This is a genomic window from Simplicispira psychrophila DSM 11588 (genome assembly GCF_000688255.1).
GTDB classification, from domain to species: Bacteria; Pseudomonadota; Gammaproteobacteria; order Burkholderiales; family Burkholderiaceae_C; genus Simplicispira; species Simplicispira psychrophila.
The window spans coordinates 425,456-442,469 of record NZ_JHYS01000001.1 but is presented as its reverse complement, the minus strand read 5'-3'; the positions used below and the strand labels follow the sequence as shown (position 1 = coordinate 442,469).

The window sequence follows — 17,014 nt, the reverse complement described above, 5'->3', positions numbered from 1 at the left end:
ACACATAAGGATTCTCCATGACTACGAACGATAAAAGCGACCGACAGGACCAGCCCCAAGACACGGCCCGCCGCAAGTTGCTGCTGCGCGGCGGCGTCACCGCCGGTGGTTTAGCCGCCTTTGCTGCCGGCTACGGCGAAACCGTGTTCAAGGCCGGCAAGGGCCTGGTCACCGGCAGTGCTGGCGTGCCCACGGCGCACGCCACGCGCGGTAACTCGCTCACCCCCGAGTTCCGGATTGACCCGGTGACGGGTGTGCTCAGCACCCAGCCCGGCCAGGTGGTCAGCCCGTCGAGTTGCCTGGGCTGCTGGACGCAGTGCGGTGTGCGCGTGCGCGTCGATACCGCCAGCAACCGCATCGTGCGCATTGCTGGCAACCCGTATCACCCGCTCGCCACCACCCATCCCGCGCCGATGGAAACGCCGGTGCGCGAGGTCTACGCGATGCTCGGTGGTGAGAACGGCCTCGAAGGGCGTGCCACCTCCTGCGCGCGCGGTTCGGCCATGCTGGAGCACCAGATCAGCCCGCACCGCGTGCTGCAACCGTTCAAGCGCGTCGGCAAGCGCGGCGAAGGCCGCTGGCAGACCATTTCGTTCGAGCAACTGGTGCAGGAAGTTTGTGACGGCGGCGACCTGTTTGGTGAAGGCCCTGTGGACGGCCTGCGCGCGGTGCGCGATACGAAAACGCTGCTCGACCCGGCCAACCCCGAGTACGGCCCCAAGAGCAACCAGCTGTTGGTCACCGACTCGGCCAACGAAGGGCGCGCTGCCTTGGTGCGCCGCTTTGCCGGCCCCGCGTTTGGCACCGTCAATGTGTCCAACCATGGCTCCTACTGCGGCCAGAGTTTTCGCGTTGGCGCCGGTGCCGCCATGGGCAGCCTGGCAGAAATGCCGCATGGTAAGCCCGATTGGAAGAACGCCAGCTTTGGCCTGTTCATTGGCGCCGCACCGGCGCAATCGGGCAACCCCTTCCAGCGCCAGGGGCGTGAACTGGCCGAAGCGCGTTCGCGGCCCGAGAACACCTTTCGCTACGTGGTGGTCTCCCCCATCCTGCCGACCTCGTCGAGTCTGGCCTCGGGCAGTGGCAACCGCTGGATCGGCGTTAAGCCGGCCACCGATCTGGCGTTGGCGTTAGGCCTGATCCGCTGGATTCTAGACAACGAGCGTTACGACGCGCAATTTTTGGCCCAGCCCGGCCCCGCCGCCATGGAGGCTGCCGGCGAAGCCGCCTGGAGCAACGCCACCCACCTGCTCATCAACGACCCCCAGCATCCGCGTTTTGGCAGCTTCCTGCGCGGCGCCGACCTGGGCTGGGCGCTGCCGCCGGCGCCTGCCGCCGAAGAGGGCCAGGAGCCGATCGCTCCGGTCGATGTGTACGTGGTGCAACGCGATGACGGCACACTGGCGCCGCACACTGCACCGCTGTCAGCCAAGTTGTTTGTCGAGCGCAGCGTGGACGCCCCGGCACTGGTCGCAGCGCAGGACGGCGCCGGGCCCGCCATTGCGGTGTGCAGCGCGCTATCGAAGATGCGCACCGAAGCCCGTGCCAAGACCCTGGACGAATATGCCGAGTTGTGCGGTATCCCACGCGTGCAGATCGAAGAGTTGGCGCGCGAATTCACCAGCTTTGGCAAGCGTGCCGTGGCCGATGCGCACGGCGGCACCATGGGCGGCGCCGGTTTCTACACTGCCTATGCCATCACCATGCTCAACACGCTGGTCGGCAACCTGAATGTGCGTGGCGGACTGGTGTTGGACGCCGGCCCGTTTGGGCCGTTTGGCCCCGGTCCGCGCTACAACTTTGCCGACTTCGCCGGCAAGGTCAAGCCGCGCGGCGTGGCGTTGTCGCGCACCCGCTTCCCGTACGAAAAGAGCAGTGAGTTTCAACGCAAGAAGGACGCGGGCGCATCGCCGTACCCAGCCAAGGCGCCGTGGTACCCGGCTGTCGGCGGCCTGAGCAGCGAAATGCTGGCCAGCGCACTGGCCGGCTATCCGTATAAGGCCAAGGTGTGGATCAACCACATGAGCAATCCGATGTATTCGATTGTTGGCTTCAAGAACACCGTGGGCGAAGCGCTGAAAGATCCGAAAAATCTGCCGCTGATCGTCTCCATTGACCCCTTCATCAACGAGACCAGTGCGCTGGCCGACTACATCGTGCCGGACACCGTGACGTATGAGAGCTGGGGCATTTCAGCTCCCTGGGCCGATGTGATCGCCAAAAGTTCGACGGTGCGTTGGCCCACCGTGCAGCCTGCCGTGGCGCGTACCGCCAGCGGCGCGCCGGTGAACGTCGAGAGCTTCTTGTTTGCTGTCGCCGAGCGCCTGGAGTTGCCCGGCTTTGGCGATAACGGCATGAGCGACGCCCAGGGCAACCCCTGCGCGCTCAAGAGCGCCGAAGACTTCTTCTTGCGTGGTTTGGCCAACATGGCGTTTGCCGGTGGCAAGGCCGTGCCTCCAGCCAGTGACGACGATATGCTGGTCACCGGTGTGGACCGGTACCAGCCGCTGCTGCAAGCCCAGTTGAAGGAAGACGAGTGGCGCCAAGTGGCGATGCTGATGACGCGCGGTGGGCGCTTTGACAAGATCGACGCTGCCTGGAAGGGCGAGCACATCCGCAAACCCCACCCTCTGCCGCTGCAGCTGTGGATGGAAGACGTTGCCAAGATGCGCCACTCCATGACGGGCGAGCGCCTGAGCGGTTGCCCTACTTATTTCCCCACCCGTCTGGCCGACGGCAGCGCCATGCGCGCGCATTTCCCCGAAGACCAGTGGCCAATGCTGATGACTTCGTACAAATCGAATCTGATGAGTTCGATGTCGATTGGCGTGGCGCGCTTGCGCCAGGTCCATCCGCACAATCCGGTAGCAGTGAACCGCGCAGACGCGGCGCGGCTGGGCATCCGCAACGGCGATACCGTGCGCTTGACCACGCCCGGCAAAAGCATACTGGCCGTGGCACTGGTGCGCGACGGGGTCATGCCCGGCGCTATTGCCATTGAGCACGGCTACGGCCACACCGAGCTCGGCGCGCGCCAGCACACGGTGGACGGCAAGGCGCTGCCCCTCAATCCGCAACACGCCAACGGGGTGAACCTCAACGACCTGGGCTTTGCGGATCCCTCGCGTGGTGACCAGACCAATGTGTGGATCGATGGGGTTTCGGGCGCCGTGGTGCGCCAGGGGCTGCCGGTGCGCCTCGAGCGGGCCTAGTCGATTTCTAGATAAAAAATGGCTGTAACGCTTGCTTGATAAGCGGTTGCAGCTATTTTAATAGGAGCAATATCGGGCTGAAACTGGTGCCAGTGCAGGGTGCTGGTCTCAGCGTGCCAGCGTCACCCAGGCCTGCGTCAGGCGCTGCACCAAGTCTTGCGGGCGTTTGACCAAGGCGTAGCCTTGGCTGCCAAACAGCATCGGCAGGTATTCGTGCGCTTCCTTGTCGATGGTGACGCAAAACGGTATCAAGCCAGCATCGCGTGCTTCCTGGATGGCGTGGCGCGTGTCTTCCAAGCCGTAGCGGCCTTCGTAGATGTCGAGGTCGTTGGGCTTGCCGTCGGTCAGCACCAGCAGCAGGCGCTGGCGTTCGGAACGGGCGCTCAGACGGCGCGTGGCATCGCGCACGGCGGCACCCATACGGGTGTAAAAACCCGGTTTCAGCACGCCGACGCGCGCGCGCACGGTGTCGTTCCAGCCTTCACCAAAGCCCTTGATGTGCTGGATACGTACATGCTGGCGCCGCACTGAGCTAAAACCCAGCATCTCGAACGCATCGCCGGTGCCAGCGAGCGCTTCGCCAAATACATACAGCGCATCGCGGATGACGTCGATGACGCGCGCGCTGTTGGTGGCGTAAGCGTCGGTGGACAGCGACAGGTCGGCCAGCAGCAGCGTCGCCAGGCTGCGCTCGCCGCGCTGGCGCCGGAGGTAGACCGGTGGCGAATCAGTGTGTTGCACGCCGCCCTGCGATTCGGTTTGAAAGCGCACCCAGGCATCGATGTCGAAATCGTCACCGGTGGTCTGGCCGTTTTGCCAGCGGGGTGCGGCGCGCAGCACTTCCAAGCGCCGACGCACGCGCCGTGCGGTGGCGCGCAGCGCTTGTGGTGGCACATAGGGCATGCCGGCGCGCGCGACCGAGCATTGCACGGCGCAGTGATCGGGTTGCATTACGCCGCGGCGCCAGTCCCATTCCGGGGTTTTGCGGCCGGGGCCGAGCGGCAGGTCGTCGGCGGAGGCGCTGGGCAAGTCCAAGTCGAACTTGACGCGTGAGGCGGTGGTCTGCTCGCCGCGCGCCAGCGACAGGGTGTCCATGTCATTGGCGGCGGTGGTGGCATTGGGATCTACTTCGTCGTCAGTGCCGCGGTCGAGGCGCACCAACTCGCTCCAGCTGTTCAAAGCTTCGACTTTGGCGGCCACCAACAGCGGGTTGCGCGCCTCTTTTTGTTCGACCCGTTGCGAGCGGCGGCGTTGCTTGCTTTCAGCGTCAGGGGCACCATCGGGGCGTTCACCGGCGCCGCCGCCGGTGCTGCCCGAGGTGCCGGCGGGCGCATTGCTTTGGCCGGCGGTCAGCCACAGCCAGACCGGGGCAACCTGCTGCGGCTCGACAAACAGAGGACTGTGGTCGTCGCCGCGCAGCGCGGCTTGCACGGCTGCCTCAAACGGTGCAGCGTCGGTGCGCAGACTGGACAGGGCAGGGCGCTGTTCCAGGTGCGCTTGCGTCAGGCGCTGGTGGCGCCCGCGCATGCCGGCAAAGCGCTGCAGGGCCCGCGCAGTGGCGGCGCGGTTGTCAGCAACCCAGTCGCCGCTAGGCTCGAATACAGCGGCCAGTGCGGCCAGCCACAAATACAGTTCTCGGTTGAGTTCGCGCTGTTCGAACACGCTCACTTGCGGGGGCAACGCCAGGGTTTCCCAGTCAAGCACCGGCAGTGGCACGCGGATACCACTGCCCGCCAGGCGTTGTAGCCAGCCGCGCGGTCCGCCGTGGCGGCTGTCGGCTACAGGTGTCACGCGCACGGCCGCGTCGCCGCCACCAGCGCGATATAACAGGGCAATGCTGCGGCGCATTTCATCCAGCGTCACGCGCACGTCGGCACGGTCGGGCTCGGCCACGCGCAGGACGGCACGGTGCCACCATTGGCCAATCCATTCTTCCATCAGCTTTGGTCCTCACGCCGCTGGCGCATCGTTTCACGGACCGCGTCCAGACCGACTTTCCATTCCAGGGTCGGGGTACGGCCTTGCTCGGTTTGGGTGGCGTCGCAGGCGGCCAGGCACTGGCCGCACTGCACGCAGGCAAACATCATGCGTTTGATGTTGCGCGGGTTCAGACGCATCGGGCAGGCGTGGTCGCAGGCGCTGCCGCGCGGGGCGTCGCAGGTTTTGCATTCGCGCGCCCGTTCGCGGGTGAACGAAACCACCATGCCCTTGGGGTTGGCCATCCAAGCCAAGCTTTGGAACAGGCCGACGGCACAGCCGTAGCGACAAAACAAATGCCGTGCCAGCGTAAATTCCAGGGTAAAGACCAGTGTGCCGACGACTAAAAAGCGCGCTTGGTTGGGCGTCAGCGTACCTTGCAGCAGGCCGCCCCAGATCAGGGTGGGGGGTAGCAGGTAGGTCAGCAGCGTGATGGCCCACAGGAAGCCAAACACCAGGCAGGCAGCCAGAAAAACTGGCCACCAGCGCTTGTCGGTGGTGCGGCCGGGGCGCGGCGTGGCGGATTTGTCCCACACACTGAGCTTGCCGGTGGCGCGGTGCAGCAGGTCGTTCAGAGTTTCGACCAGCGAAAAATGCGGGCACAGCCAGCCGCAATACAGGCGACCAAAGTGGTAGGCGACGCTGAGGAAGGCGACCACCAGGGTAAGAACAGGCAAGATGCCGCGCCAGACAATCGACCAGGCCGTTTCCAGGGCGCTGGCTTGGCCATGCAGGAAGGCTTCAATGCCCAGTGACCAGCGAAAACCGAGCACCCAGAGCTGGGTCTCGGTGAGGTCAAAGCGCAGCAAATTGAGTGCTGGAGCGAGGAGAAAAACAGCAAAAAAGGACAACTGAAACCAGCGCCGGCGCCGTTGCAGTGTGGCGCTGGCAGGTTGCGCCACAGCGCCTTTGTCGGGTGTGCCTTTCAGGGCTGGCGCGCTGGAGCAGCCAGAGGCTGAAGCGCAGCTAGAACAGTCAGTCTTCATCACCTACAACCGCGCGCACGACTTCGTCGAGCGCCTGAATGGTTTCAGCGTCGTCGGTCAACGCGTCCACCACAGCGGCGCGGCAGGCGTCGCGCAAGGGCAGGCCGGAGGTCACCAAGCGTGCCGCCATGACAAGCAGGCGGGTGCTGGCGGTTTCTTCGAGGTCGTGGTCGGTCAGGCGGCGCAGTGCTTGCGCCAACTGCACCAAACGTGCCGCCAAGGCGGGACTGGCGTGGCCTTCGCGCTCCAGAATGGCGCGCTCGACGGCTGGGGCCGGGTAGCTCAGCGACAGGGCGGTAAAGCGCTGGCGGGTGCTGGGTTTCAGGCCCTTGAGCAGGTTCTGGTAACCCGGGTTGTAAGAGATGACCAGCATGAACTCGGGCGGCGCCTTGAGCAGCTCACCCGTGCGTTCGATGGGAAGGAGGCGGCGGTCGTCGGCCAGCGGGTGCAACACGACAGTGGTGTCCTTGCGGGCTTCGACGATCTCGTCCAGATACAAAATGGCGCCTTCGCGGACGGCTCGCGTCAGCGGCCCGTCGGTCCAGACGGTGTTGCCCTGGCCAATCAGGTGGCGACCGACGAGGTCGGCCGCGCTGAGATCGTCATGGCAGGACACGGTAATCAGGGCGCGCCCGAGGCGCGCCGCCATGTGTTCGACAAAACGTGTTTTGCCGCAGCCGGTGGGGCCTTTGATCAGCAGCGGTAGTTGCTGCGCAAAGCAATGCTCAAAGAGAGCACATTCGCTGCCTTGGGCAGCGTAAAACGGTGCACCGCCCACAGCAGGGCTTCGGCCCAGCGCGTTAGAAGGGCCGGAGCCCTGTGAGGCCACTGTGTGGACGGTGTGTGCCATGGTCAGGCCTGTTGCAGACGGCTGCCGCTGGCGCTGAAGTTGTTAGCTTCGTCAGCCGATGGGCCGATAAAGAAACTCGACAGGTAGGTCAGCAGACCAATCAGGAACATGACACCGCCGGCCAGACGCGTCCAGTAGAAGAACATCAGTTGGTCTTGCGTCGCCATGAAGGACATGGCGCTACCGTCGGTAGGCATGCGCTGCAGCCAGACTTGCAGGATACCGGCGCCGCTGAGGGCCAATACCATCACCGCCATGCCGATGCTCATGATCCAGAAGCTCCACATTTCGACGCGCTGTGCGTGCTTGGGGTTAGCTTCGCGGCCGCGCAGGATAGGCATGGCGTAGCTGATGATGGCCAGTACGACCAGCACGTAAGCACCGTAGAAGGCCAAGTGGCCGTGGGCCGCGGTGACTTGCGAACCGTGCGTGTAGTAATTGACCCAGCTCAGGGTATGGATGAAGCCCCACACGCCAGCACCCAGGAAGGCGATGACAGCGGTACCGACAGCCCACAGCACGGCGGCTTGGTTGGGGTGCTCACGGCGACGGCGTTGCACCATATTGAAGGCGAACAGCGTCATCATGAAGAACGGAATAGGTTCGAGCGCGGAGAACACGCCGCCCACCCAGTGCCAGTAGCCTGGCAAGCCGATGAAGTAGAAGTGGTGACCCGTGCCCAGAATGCCCGAGATCAGCGCGAAGGCGACGATCATGTACATCCACTTGTCGATCACTTCACGGTCCACACCGGTGGTCTTGATGAGCACAAAAGCCAACAGCGAAGCCATGATCAGTTCCCACGTGCCTTCCACCCACAAGTGCACCACGAACCACCAGTACATCTTGTCGCGCACTAGGTTGCTCGGGTTGACGAAGCTGAACAGGAACATGAGTGCCAGACCCCACAGGCCGAGCAGCAACACCAGGGTAATGGCGGTCTTGCGGCCCTTGAGCACGGTCAGGCTGATGTTGTACAAGAAGCCCAGTGCCACCACCACGATGCCGACTTTGGTGGGCAGGGGTTGCTCCAGGAATTCTCGTCCCATGGTGGCGAGCAGGTCGTTGCCGGTCATTTCGGCCAGCGTGGCGTAGGGTACCAGCAGGTAGCCCAGGATGGTGGCAACGCCTGCGCTGAGGAAGACCCAGAACAGAACTTTAGCCAGCAGCGGGCTGTGCAGTTCGGTTTCGCTCTCTTCGGGCACCATATAGTAGGCGGCGCCCATGAAGCCGAACAACAGCCACACAATCAGCAGATTGGTGTGCACCATGCGGGCGACGTTGAACGGAATGGCCGGGAACATCAGGTCGCCGATGATGTACTGCAGACCAAGGGTCAGTCCAAAGACGATCTGGCCGGTAAACAGTGCCAGTGCCGCAATGAAGTACAGCTTTGAAACTGACTGCGACTGGTATTTAAGGGTTGCGGGTTGCATTTTTTTATCCTGACAAGTGGATGGGAGCCTCAGCGGGTGAGGCACTTATCCTTCAATGTTTGGCGGCCATTTCTCGGTGTTGATGCCGTTGGTCCAGCGCAGGAATTCGACCAGGTCGTCCAGCTGCGGATCGGTTAGGTTGAATTGCGGCATCTGGCGGCGCCCTGGGGTGTGCGTCGGCATGGCCTTGATCCAGCCCTTGATGAAGTCAGGGCCGCGGCGTGCGTACACGTTGCCCAGCTCGGGAGCGAAATATGCACCCTCGCCCAGCAGCGTATGGCAGCCGATGCAGTTGCGCGTCTCCCATATATGCTTGCCGCGCACGACCGATTCAGTGATTTCGCCCGATTTGGAACGCTCGGGAATTTTGGTTTCAGTGTTAAAGATCAGACTGGCAAACACGAGCACGAAGAAAACCGTGCCTCCGTAAAAAATGTTGCGTGCCATCTGGCTCGTAAAGCCTTGACTCATGGTGTACCTCATGCAGTGATGAATTCGCATAGTAACGATTCGTTGATGAAAATCATTGATTAACCTCAATAAGATTCATGTGTTATGAATCTTATTTTGTGCTTGGCAGATTGAAGCGTATAAAAGCGGACGAAGCCGATGCCGGCACACCGGGTGCCATGGGTCTGCGCTAGCGTGATAGTTGTGTTTTTGGGTTAAAAATGTCGTTGTTTTTGCTAATAACGACATTTTTCAGCAGAATTTTGCTATTTCCCTGCCTGATACGGCTGGCGCTCGATTGCATGGATCTGTTCGCAGTGCCATCAAGTCGTCACCTTTTTGCAACGCCCGACTATGAAAAATCAACCTCCTGGCAAAGCTACCGGTCTGTATGGCAGTCAGTCTCTTATTTTGTTGCCTGAGCACAACGAATTGCATTCGCCTGCGCAGGCTGTGCCGGTGGTAAAGCCGGCGGAGCCACGGCTTAGTGGCGACCTGGGGGTATGGCTGGTCATCCTGTTGGAGTTGTTGACTTTTGCCATCCTGTTTATTTCGTTCGCCTTTGCCCGTTTGCGCGAAGTAGAGCTTTTCAATGCGTCGCAGCGCACTTTGAATCTCCAGGCTGGTGCACTCAACACGGTGCTGCTGATTACTGCCAGCTGGTGCGTGGCGTGTGCTGTGCGTGCCGTGCGGCGAGATGCGTCGGCGCAGGGCGCGCGCTGGCTGGTGGGGGCCATAGTGTGTGGCTGTGGCTTTGTCTTGCTCAAGCTGACTGAATATGCCGACAAACTGACCTCCGGGATCGACCTGTCGAGCAATACGTTCTACACGTTCTATTTCATGCTGACCGGGTTCCATTTCCTGCATGTGGTGGTGGGTATCCTGGCGCTGGCCTATCTGTGGTTCAAGACGCGGCGTGGTGACTATGGCAGCCACGACTGCCATGCCCTGGAGACTGGAGGAGCGTTTTGGCACATGGTTGATCTGCTGTGGATCGTGCTGTTTCCGTTGGTTTATGTCATGCGTTAAGGAGTTTTCGGATGCCTGCCATTTCCCTGACCCGCGCCTGGCTGATCCTGCTGGCCGTGACTGCCGTTACTTACTGGATGGGTGAGAGCGGGTTTGCCGGGCACGGCGCTATGGCGCCGATGTTGATTTTGTTTGCCTTGACCTTTGTGAAGGGGGTGGTGGTGAGCCTCGATTTTCTGGAGCTGCGCCATGCGCCGGCGCTGTGGCGCTGGATTGTGGTGGTTTGGTTGGCCTTGGTGCTGGGGGCGATCGTGCTGGCTTACTGGATCAGTCTGTAGGTAGAAGATCACTCGGGGCTTGGGTGTTTGCCTGGGCCTGCCGTCTGCTGCGGTAACACTTTTGAGAGGCTGGTTATTGGCGGCGCTGCTTACATTCATTCGCTATGAATTTAATAATGCGCCCCATGAATGCATAGCTTGCGCACAATTTTTGCGTTTGCGATACCTCAATCACTCCGTCAAAAAGATTGCATTCATCCCTTTTGGCGGTGCAATCGCAAAGGACGGCTACCCATGGACAGCGCAATACTCAGCTTGCTGGGCGCGTTCCTGCTCTCGATCATTGGACTTTTTGTCTTTATCTGGTCCATGCGCAAGGGACTGCTGGTTGAAAACCCCAAGGCGGCTTCAGTCATTTTTGCGCGGGGTGAGTTGGGCCGGGTTGATGACCCGGCATTGCGCAGTGCGGGTGAGGCGCAGTTGCAGGCTGCCGCCGCCGAGCCTGGGGGGATGTTGCATGAGCCTGACCCTTATGAAATGCAAAACCGTGTCGGAGCCGACCGCTCCACTGCCTTTCCAGTGTTCATGTTCATTGCTTTCGCCTGCTTCTGGCTAGTGCTCGGTTCGCTGGCCGGATTGACCTCGTCGCTGAAACTGCATATGCCGGACTGGCTGGTGAGCGAGGCCTGGATGACGTTTGGGCGCATTCGCACCGTGCACCTCACGGCGGTCCTGTATGGCTGGATCACCAATGCGGCCCTGGGCGTCATTATCTGGTTGCTGCCACGCCTGCTACGCACGCCGCTGGTCGGCGCCATGTGGGTCATGCTAGGCGGCGCGCTCATCAATACCGGCATTGCCAGCGCCATCGGTGCCATCGGTTCGGGTTGGACGGACGGCATGGAATACCTCGAAATTCCCTGGCAGATCGGCATTTTCATTGTTGCTGGCTTTCTCTGCATCATCGGCCCGGTGCTGTACACGCTGGTCAACCGCAAGGTCGAGTCGCTGTACGTCAGTGTCTGGTACATGGTGGCCGCGCTGTTGTGGATTGCCCTGCTGTTCATTGTTGGCAAATTGCCCGGTGTGCACACCGGGGTGCAACAGGCGACCACCAACTGGTGGTATGGCCACAATGTGCTGGGTCTGTGGTTCACGCCAGTGAGTGTGGGCTGTATCTATTACTTTCTGCCCAAAATCATTGGGCGACCGGTGCGCTCTTACAACCTGTCGATTCTCGGTTTCTGGACGCTGGCCTTCTTTTACGGCCAAGTGGGCGGTCACCATCTGATTGGGGGGCCGATTCCGGGCTGGCTGACCACGCTGTCCATCGTGCAAAGCATGATGATGATCATTCCGGTAGCCGCCTTCACCATCAACATGGCCGGCACTATGTGGGGGCGCATGCACCTGGTGCTGTATTCGCCCACGCTGCGCTTCATGATGTTTGGTGGCCTGATGTACATGCTGTCATCGCTGCAGGGGTCGTTTGAAGCGCTGCGCAGCATCAATCAGGTGGCGCACTTCACGCACTTCACGGTGGCACACGCCCACCTGGGGGCCTACGCCTTTGTCACCATGGTGCTGTTTGGTGCGATCTATTTCATGATGCCGCGCGTACTGAATTGGGAGTGGCCGTACCCGCGCCTGATCTCGGTGCAGTTCTGGCTGGCCGTGGTCGGCATCAGCATCTACTTTATCGGCTTGAGCATCGGCGGCTGGCTGCAGGGCTTGGCCATGCTGGATGCCACGCGGCCATTCATGGATTCGGTCACGCTGACCATTCCTTACCTGCAATGGCGCAGCGTTGGCGGCTCGCTGATGGTGCTCAGTCACCTGATCTTTGTCAGCCATTTCCTGGCCATGGTGTTGCGTTTTGGTCCTACGCGCACAGGGGCGGCACTGTTTTCGCCGCAAAAGAGCATGGAGCTCGCTCATGGAGAATGAAGTCAAGCTGGCGGCCGGGGCCATGGTTTCCCTGGCTATCGCCACTGCCGCGCTGGTGGTATTGCCCTATATGCAGGTACGTGACGTGGCGCCCCCTGAAGGGCTCAAACCCTATACCAGCGCCGAATTGCGTGGGCGCTCGGTCTACGTGGCCAATGGTTGCGTCTATTGCCATACGCAGCAGCCGCGTGACCGCGACCTGGGCCCAGACAACGAGCGCGGTTGGGGCCGTGTTTCGGTGCCGGGTGACTATTACTACGACAGGCCGCATCTGTTGGGCAGTATGCGTACCGGCCCGGATCTGTTCAATATCGGTGCTCGCCAACCCAGCAAGGATTGGCATCTGGGTCACCTGTACCAGCCCCGTGCCTATGTGCCCGGTTCGATCATGCCGTCTTACCCGTTCCTGTTTGAGGTCAAGGACAAGGCCGATCCAGGCGAAGAGGTGCTGAACCTGCCTCCCGGTGCCGCGCCATATGGACGCGTAGTAGTCGCACGGCCGGAGGCGCTGGACTTGGTCAAGTACCTGCAAGGCATGAACCACACCTACCCCATCTTGCCACCACCGCCCCAGCCTGCCGCCGGCGCTGCCGCCCCGGCCGATGTGGCGCCTGTACCTGTAGCGCCTGGCGCACCTGCGCCTACTGCGCCGCCGACAGGCAGTGCAGCTGCGGCCTCCTGACCGATCCTTGCAAGGCTTCTGCCATGAACTACGAATCAGACCCTCAGCGACCTGCCCAACAGCGGGAAAACACCGATCCGGAAGAGCGGATCCGACCCATCCCGCTGATCGTGGTAGCGCTCACGGCGATCATGGTGGCGTTTGGCGTGCTCTATATCCTGACGTCAGATCCTTTTGGTAACTCGGCCCTGGGTGACCGTCGCACCGTGGCTGATCTGTCCGGACCCGTGCCGGCTGCGGCTGGCGCTACCGTTGATGGCAAGCAGGTTTTCACGGCCAATTGTGTGGCTTGTCACCAGGCGACGGGCAAGGGCTTGCCGGGGGTGTTCCCGCCGCTGGACGGTTCAGAGTGGGTGCATGGCGATGCGCGCACGCTGGCCAATATCCTGCTGCATGGCATCAATGGCGAAATCGAGGTGGTGGGCGCGACCTACAAAGGAGCCATGCCGGCCTTTCAGCAGCTAGGGGATGCTGAGCTGGCCGCCGTGGCAACCTACATTCGCAGCGCCTGGTCGAACAAGAGCGAGGCGCTAGAGCCCGGGCTATTCGAGCAGGAACGCAAGGCCAGCACCCGCACCACGCCGTTTGAAGGCGGTGCCGCACTCAAGGCACTGGCCGCCAAACCGGCCTGAGCGCGGCGCCGCTCCGGCTAGCTCTCCCTCCAACTATGCTGCGTACCGCCTTTGTCAGCCTGCTGCTGGCGTGGGCTGCCTACGCCGCCGCCGCTGGGTTGACGCACGATTTCCAGGTCTGGACCGCCGAAGGCGCACGGCGGCTGGAGGTGGCGCTGCAGCCGGTGGCCGTGCCACCGGTGGTGGCCGAGGGGACCGGCATCAGCACCCAGCCGCTAGTGCAACTCTTGAGCGTACCAAGCGCCATCACCCTGGTCGATTTCATCTACACCCGCTGCCAGACGGTCTGCCTGACGCTGGGCAGCAGTTTCCAGCAAATACAGGCCCACCTGCTGAGGGACCGGGCTGCCGGCCAGGGCACAGGTGTGCGATTACTGTCGATCAGTTTTGACAGCACCCACGACACTCCGGCGGCGCTGCAGGCCTATGCGCAGCAATTGCAGGCCGACCCGACAGTGTGGCGCTTTGCCCGCATACCCGATGCGGCGCAAACGCAGCAACTGCTGCGCCGCTTCCAGGTCGTGGTGGTGCCCGATGGTCGGGGCGACTACGAACACAATGCCGCCTTGCTGGTACTGGACGGTCAAGGCCGGCTGGTGCGCATCTTTGATCTGGTTGAACAGCAGCTGGCACTGGACTACGCGCGCCATCTGGCACGCCAGACTCCTATGGCCAGTGTGGCCGGTGGTAGCGCTTTATGAGGCGGTCTGTCGCCCATTGCCCCATAGCCGTCGCGGCAGCGCTGCTGCTGGCGCTGCTACTTTTGCCAGCGTCGCGCCATGCGTTAGAGAGCAGTATGTGGCGCCACATGCTGGTGCAATTTCCGCTGCTCCTGCTGGCTGGCGCGGGTCTGGTGGGCGCACTGCCTGCGCGCGTTTGCGCCGGGGTGTCGCGCTGGAACGCCCACGGTATCAGCGGTCTGGTCGCAGTGGCGTTGGTGTTGGCGCTGTTGATGGTGCCGCGTGTGCTCGACCTGGCGCTGGTCAGCCTGCCCATCGAGGCCGTCAAATGCAGCGCCTTGGTGCTGGCTGGTACGGCGCTGCGGCTGTCCTGGCAGCCGGCCGGCTGGTTGGTCCAGGGATTTTTTTTGGGTAACGTGCTGCCGATGACCGCCGTGGTGGGACAGCTCTATATCGACTCACCGGTGCGCGTGTGCAACGCTTATTTACTGGATGACCAGACGCGCCTGGGCCAGTGGCTGGTCGGGGTAGCCATTGCCGTGGCACTGGGCTGGCTGGCATTGGTGGCGGCAGCCCTGGTGCGTAAAGAGCGCATCACCGAATCTTCTGCGTCGCGCTCCGACTGAGGGACTGCCTACTTCGTGGAAATTTTCGCTTCTTTATTGATAGCTTTTAGCGCTTGCTGTATATGCGTTACAGCCCTGTTTTTCTTAAAAATTATCAAGGTATTTTTTACCGATTTGCTACGGAAAAAGCGCCTGACCCTGGAGTCATCGCGCACCTTCGAGCTGGTGGTGCGTACCAAACCAGCCGCTGATGTAGAGGCTGCTCACTGCGCCTGTCTTGCCCGCAGCGCATCTGGGGTGATGGCTCCGTCCGTGGTGAGGATGCCGCCTGCGTGGGACTGATTAGGCAGGGAGGTGTACAGCTGGGGGAGAAGTGACTCGGGAGAGGGTATGTCAGTGCCCATTACCTATTGAGTAAGAATGCCGGGCGTCGTTTGAGAACCCCGCCATGGAGGGAGCGGTGCACGCTCCTATTGCCGGGCGAAGGTCTGAATGGCCTGGTAGAGCTGACTGGAGCCGTCCTTGGGGTTGTTTGGACGTAATTCCATGCGATTAACGCCATGCTCAGAAGTGCTCTTGAAGCGCTCCGGGATCAGCGAAAAATAATAGGGACTGATAAAACGTGCGCCACCTCGGTAGTGCGATTGCAGCGCAGCCAAGTGGACACCGGGAGTTTTCCATTGCTGCGGATGAAATTCCGGCACGCCGTAATCGGTGATGCCTTCCTTGGCCAAGTAGCTACGCACCCAGTCGCTGTCGGTGCTGCCGCCGTACATATTGAGACCCTGCTTCCACGGGGTATAGCCGCCGATGGTGCCGTCGGCAGCAAACAGTTGGTGGTTCCAGCTGGAGTTGGCGCGCGGCACGATTTGGTGTGAATAGAGTTTGTCAGCTGGCAAGCCTGCTCGCACGGCGACTTGGTGGAACACTGCCAAGTACTGTTGCACCTGGTAGTTGCGGTAACGGTTCCAATCGCGCGCTAACGGGTTGAAGTACAAATCTTGCCCGGTGCGGGGCAGGTCAAGCCAAGAACGCACGCCTGGCAGGGCCTTGGCATTCTTTAGCGACGGCACAGAAGCAGGCGATCTGCCAGCAGCGCTGCTTTGGTCGCGCGCCACCACGACAAACTCAACCTCGGCCAGCCCATGGCGGCGCACCTTGCTAGTCTCAGCCACGATTTGCGCCTTATGGCGGCCAGGTGGCAAGGTGCTGTAGTCAAAGTCGTAGCGATAACCGACGTTAGGACTCAGGATGGAGGCTTCGGCGCGGTACACATCCAGCCGATTCAAGCCACGCGGCACCGCGCCTACGCGCTGGCCATCAACGTACAAATCCAGCTGCTTAATAGCGCCTTGCGGGTCCCAAAGCCAGCCCGCCAGCGGTAAAGTGCCATCAGCAAAAGCGTCGTAGTGTTCAGCAAATCCTGCCAATTTTTCTTTGCGAATATCTTTCGACGGTGCCGGCACTGCATCAAACGAGACATAAGAGAAGCCCATTTGCGCATTTAAATCAGCAATACCCTTGTATTGCTGCTGCAACCATTGGCGAAACCCCGCCACCGAGGCCGCGCTGTAGTCTGTCACCTGAATGTCTTGGTAGCGGCCCATGCCGTTCTCAAAATCAGGGTACATATGGTGCAACTCGCCTGCCAAGGTGATGGCAGCAATGCGGCTTTGCACTGGTTTGGGGAGCGCCTGGATGCGCTGTGCAAGGTATTGAAGCGCCAGCACGCGGTAGTGGTTGACGGGAATGGCCAGGTCGGTCTGCATCGTCCACGGCATGATGCGGTAGCCAAAATACCCCAGCTCCAGCGGTTTACCATCACGCAACTGCATCAAGTTGGCCGGATCGTGGCGCAACTCTTCCACGATAGGCCCCATCGAGTCGAAGTGATCGGCCGCCAAATACAACACCACCGGACGCGACACCTTGGTGATGAGGTCTAGCAGCGCATCCACCTGTTCCGTATCCATCTGCCAATCTTTACTGGGCTTGCCCGGCTTGCGGTACAAACTGAGCAATTGCACGTTCAGGGTGTAACCCACCTGCACTTGCCCCTGCGGGCCACCCGGCTCCAGTGTGTCGAGTAAACGGGTGAGGGCAGCAGCACCGTTGCTTTTGTGCTGCCGGCACAAAGCGAGAGCGGCATTCATCGACGCAATCTGTAAATCTGCCACCGCCTCATCACAGAGCAGCACACCTTCGACGGTGGGAGCGATCAGAAAAGGCGTGCGCTGTGGCTGCGCTGAAACTGGCACAGTTTGCGCTGCCACTGTCAGGGGACAAAGCAACAGTGTGAACAAATAGGGCAAAAATCGGGAGCGTAGCATGGCGAATATTGGTGTCGAA

At 61.5% G+C, this 17,014-nt stretch carries 15 protein-coding genes; 9 read left to right on the top strand and 6 right to left on the bottom strand.

All coding sequences use genetic code 11. From position 1 onward, the window contains the following. The first annotated feature begins 17 nt into the window (after window positions 1-17). Window positions 18-3,212 carry a tetrathionate reductase subunit A gene (locus tag Q390_RS0101895; RefSeq protein ID WP_027994555.1) on the top strand — a complete coding sequence of 1,065 codons (3,195 nt, stop codon included), beginning with the start codon at window positions 18-20 and terminating at the stop codon, window positions 3,210-3,212. Window positions 3,213-3,320: 108 nt separating this feature from the next. On the opposite strand, the gene Q390_RS0101890 is transcribed toward Q390_RS0101895, so the two are convergent. The 5 genes from Q390_RS0101890 to Q390_RS0101870 all read right to left on the bottom strand — a co-directional run bounded on the left by Q390_RS0101890 (window position 3,321) and on the right by Q390_RS0101870 (window position 8,932). After that, window positions 3,321-5,150, bottom strand: a complete 1,830-nt coding sequence (locus Q390_RS0101890; protein WP_027994554.1) for a nitric oxide reductase activation protein NorD — start codon at window positions 5,148-5,150, stop codon at window positions 3,321-3,323. Continuing rightward, window positions 5,150-6,091 carry a 4Fe-4S binding protein gene (locus Q390_RS0101885; RefSeq protein WP_037472003.1) on the bottom strand — a complete coding sequence of 314 codons (942 nt, stop codon included), beginning with the start codon at window positions 6,089-6,091 and terminating at the stop codon, window positions 5,150-5,152. Before Q390_RS0101885 ends, Q390_RS0101890 begins: the two co-directional genes overlap by 1 nt. Window positions 6,092-6,164: 73 nt before the next feature. After that, complete coding sequence (locus Q390_RS0101880) at window positions 6,165-7,025, bottom strand: CbbQ/NirQ/NorQ/GpvN family protein (protein WP_084153719.1); 861 nt, start codon at window positions 7,023-7,025, stop codon at window positions 6,165-6,167. A gap of 2 nt (window positions 7,026-7,027) precedes the next feature. Then, entirely contained in the window at window positions 7,028-8,461 is a 1,434-nt protein-coding gene (locus Q390_RS0101875; protein WP_027994551.1) for a cbb3-type cytochrome c oxidase subunit I, read from the bottom strand. Window positions 8,462-8,506: 45 nt separating this feature from the next. Continuing rightward, window positions 8,507-8,932 (bottom strand): c-type cytochrome, encoded by a 426-nt coding sequence (locus Q390_RS0101870; RefSeq protein ID WP_027994550.1) that lies wholly within the window; start codon window positions 8,930-8,932, stop codon window positions 8,507-8,509. A gap of 333 nt (window positions 8,933-9,265) precedes the next feature. On the opposite strand from Q390_RS0101870, the gene Q390_RS0101865 reads away from it, so the two are divergent. The 8 genes from Q390_RS0101865 to Q390_RS19810 all read left to right on the top strand — a co-directional run bounded on the left by Q390_RS0101865 (window position 9,266) and on the right by Q390_RS19810 (window position 15,007). After that, entirely contained in the window at window positions 9,266-9,940 is a 675-nt protein-coding gene (locus Q390_RS0101865) for a cytochrome c oxidase subunit 3 family protein (RefSeq protein ID WP_084153718.1), read from the top strand. A gap of 11 nt (window positions 9,941-9,951) precedes the next feature. Continuing rightward, window positions 9,952-10,218, top strand: coding sequence for a cytochrome C oxidase subunit IV family protein (locus Q390_RS0101860; protein WP_027994548.1), 267 nt, complete (start codon window positions 9,952-9,954; stop codon window positions 10,216-10,218). Window positions 10,219-10,452: 234 nt separating this feature from the next. Further along, complete coding sequence (locus Q390_RS0101855; RefSeq protein ID WP_027994547.1) at window positions 10,453-12,105, top strand: cbb3-type cytochrome c oxidase subunit I; 1,653 nt, start codon at window positions 10,453-10,455, stop codon at window positions 12,103-12,105. Beyond that, entirely contained in the window at window positions 12,095-12,787 is a 693-nt protein-coding gene (locus Q390_RS17235) for a cbb3-type cytochrome c oxidase subunit II (RefSeq protein ID WP_084153717.1), read from the top strand. Before Q390_RS0101855 ends, Q390_RS17235 begins: the two co-directional genes overlap by 11 nt. 23 nt (window positions 12,788-12,810) lie before the next feature. Continuing rightward, a complete protein-coding gene (locus Q390_RS0101845; protein ID WP_027994546.1) occupies window positions 12,811-13,419 on the top strand; it encodes a c-type cytochrome in 609 nt (202 codons plus the stop codon). A 35-nt stretch (window positions 13,420-13,454) separates the two neighbouring features. Further along, a complete protein-coding gene (locus Q390_RS0101840; RefSeq protein WP_027994545.1) occupies window positions 13,455-14,120 on the top strand; it encodes an SCO family protein in 666 nt (221 codons plus the stop codon). Beyond that, the gene (locus Q390_RS17230; RefSeq protein WP_051602982.1) at window positions 14,117-14,725 is read left to right on the top strand and encodes a hypothetical protein; all 609 of its coding nucleotides are present in this window, start codon (window positions 14,117-14,119) and stop codon (window positions 14,723-14,725) included. The genes Q390_RS0101840 and Q390_RS17230 overlap by 4 nt, the downstream gene beginning before the upstream one ends. Before the next feature lie 15 nt (window positions 14,726-14,740). Beyond that, window positions 14,741-15,007, top strand: a complete 267-nt coding sequence (locus Q390_RS19810) for a hypothetical protein (RefSeq protein ID WP_156949797.1) — start codon at window positions 14,741-14,743, stop codon at window positions 15,005-15,007. Between the two features lie 128 nt (window positions 15,008-15,135). On the opposite strand, the gene Q390_RS0101830 is transcribed toward Q390_RS19810, so the two are convergent. Beyond that, a complete protein-coding gene (locus tag Q390_RS0101830; protein WP_037471930.1) occupies window positions 15,136-16,995 on the bottom strand; it encodes a hypothetical protein in 1,860 nt (619 codons plus the stop codon). Window positions 16,996-17,014 lie beyond the last annotated feature (19 nt).